Source organism: Gemmatimonas sp. (assembly GCF_041689975.1).
Lineage (GTDB): Bacteria > Gemmatimonadota > Gemmatimonadetes > Gemmatimonadales > Gemmatimonadaceae > Gemmatimonas.
The window spans coordinates 1-2328 of record NZ_JBDNFF010000362.1; the positions used below are offsets into that span (position 1 = coordinate 1).

The 2328-nt window shown below is 63.9% G+C and carries 2 protein-coding genes; both read right to left on the bottom strand.

The window, feature by feature from the left end:
- Window positions 1-1322: molybdopterin-dependent oxidoreductase (locus tag ACESNG_RS21110; RefSeq protein WP_373070699.1), on the bottom strand; the 1322-nt coding region annotated here is incomplete at its 3' end.
- A gap of 86 nt (window positions 1323-1408) precedes the next feature.
- Window positions 1409-2026: a cytochrome c3 family protein gene (locus ACESNG_RS21115; RefSeq protein WP_373060048.1), complete on the bottom strand. Its 618-nt coding sequence runs from the start codon at window positions 2024-2026 to the stop codon at window positions 1409-1411.
- Between the last annotated feature and the right edge of the window lie 302 nt (window positions 2027-2328).

A 2328-nucleotide genomic window follows, 5' to 3' on the forward strand; every position in this document is an offset into this window, starting at 1 on the left:
CCAACCTGACCCTGAGCGGTGACGGCGTCGCCCCAGCTCTCGAGCCAATGGTTGTCGGGTAGAATCAGATCACACAGCTGCGACGTTTCGTCGGGGACCGATGTAAAAGAGACCTTGAACGGCACCTTGGCGAAGGCGGCGGCGAAGCCGGCCGACTTGGGCATGGTGTGCGCCGGGTTGGCACCGCGCACGAACGCGAGCGGGACGCTGCCCGAGCTCATCTTGGCGACGGCACCGGCGAGATCGGCATACGACGAGAGGCCGTTGAAACCGACGTGTCCGGCGGCGGGCTTGATCGTGGTTCCGACCGCGCCGGCCTTCTCGTTGATCTCGGCCACCATGACGCCACATTCGATGGCATTGGCGGTGGTGAGACCACAGAGTGCCATGACGCCGCTCCCGGCGGTGGCAATGGCCTTGGCGAGGGCTTCGAGGGTCGCGACAGGCACACCCGAAGCGTCGGAGGCGGCAGCCATCGTTCCGGCGCCTGTGAGCGCGGCACAGATTGCCATCTCGCTACCCGGCTTGGCGGCGATCCACTGATCGGCGTTGAGGCCCGTGAGTGAGCGGCGCGCGCCCACGTACACCAGACGCGGCGCGTCGGCGAGCTTCGTGCGCGCGTCGGCCCAGTCGAGTTGCTGCGGGACGCTGTGGCCCCAGCCATCGAGGAAGTCGGCGCCGAAGCTGATGACCAGCTTGGCCGCGTTGAAATCGAGCGCGGGCCACGAGGCGCCGTACGCCTTTTGATTGACGGCGATCGTGGTCGACGGCGCGAGCGCGTCGACGCTCAGGTGCGTCGGCATACCTTGCGCCGACAGCCACTGATCGAGGAACCCGGGGAAGGTGCCCGATTCGTGCTGGTTGACGAACACGACGTTCGACGCCTGCGTGCGGCTCTTGACCTCGCCGATCTTCTGCGCGAGAAGCTCGTATGCCTTGTCCCACGTGATGGGCTCGAGAGCATTCCCCTTGCGCACCATCGGGGTTCGGTAGCGATCGGGATTGTACAAACCCTGCACCGCCGAGAGGCCGACGGAGCAGATCGCGCCGCGACTCATGGGGTGATCGGGATTGCCATCCAGTTTGATCGGGCGTCCATCGCGGACTTCCGCCATGACGCCGCACGCAGTGGCGCACTCGCGGCAGGTGGTCGCGTAGTACTGCGACACACCCGGCACGGTGTTGTCAGGTGACGCAACGTACGGAATGAGCTTCCCCACCTTTTCGGAGGAGCAGCCCACTACCGCGGTCGTCGCACCCGTGGCGCCCAAAATTTTAAGGAAGTCTCGGCGCTTGACGCCGGTTCCCGCTTCAGTGCTCATGCAGTCACTCCGCTCCGGGCGGCTGCACAGGGCATGCGGCGCGCACACTGCGCGCCGTGGCCCCGTGGTCGAGGGTCAGATGACGATCAGTAGTGGCAGGTCGCGCAATCGTAGCGCGCTTTCTTCGGCGGCGCTGCTTCCAACTCGGGTGTCACGGGCATTCCGGCCAGGCGAGCACCTTCAGCAGGCTTGTAGCCCGCCACGTGACAGTTGATGCACCAGCCCATGTTGAGCGAGTTCACCTGCTGTACGGGCACGTAATTGGTATCGGGTCCCTGCGCACCCTGATTCTGGATCTGGCCATGGCAGGTCTGACAGGTGACACCGGCATTGACGTGCCGCATGTGCGGGAACTGCACATAGTCCGGCACCTTGTGTACACGATTCCAAGGGATCGCCTGACCTTTCGCGTAGAAGGCCGCGACCTTCTTGATCTCCGGGGCATTCGGCTTCACGATGAGGTGACAGCCCATGCATGTCGAGACCGAGGCGTTGCCCGGATCGGGCGACTTGTTCGCGGCGCTGTGGCAGTAGAGGCAGTTCATCCCTGCTTTGGCCACGTGCGGCGCGTGAACGAACTTGACGGGTTGTTCGACGCGCAGACCCTGCGACGACGATGCGCCGCTGTACGCCGACAGCAGCGTAGCCGCTGCCGCAAGCGCGAGAAACGCAGGAATCACCGTCCACTTCTTCTTAACCGTCATCGACTTTGGGGCCGGGAAGGCGTTGGTTGTGGAAGACACACTTCATGCACGACAACACCGCCGATTCCGTCACGAAAATACCGTGGCGAGCCGTAGCCGAAGTCATGCGCGTAAGTCTGTGTCAACACGATTTTTGCAAGCGGGAAGTATGCCCGGCCCCGTATTTGTACGCAAGTGTCAGCACAGGATACGAGACGGTTCGCGGGAACTTTCTGCTTGCATCATCAACGAATGGTCGGCAGCACGGTTCCCGCGCCGTTTTGAGAGCCAAGTCCAGACTGGGCCGCACGCTGCGCCGCCTC

Excerpts from the sequence above, each read along its gene's own strand:
- ACESNG_RS21115 (WP_373060048.1), bottom strand. The coding sequence starts at position 2,026 with ATGACGGTTAAGAAGAAGTGGACGGTGATTCCTGCGTTTCTCGCGCTT.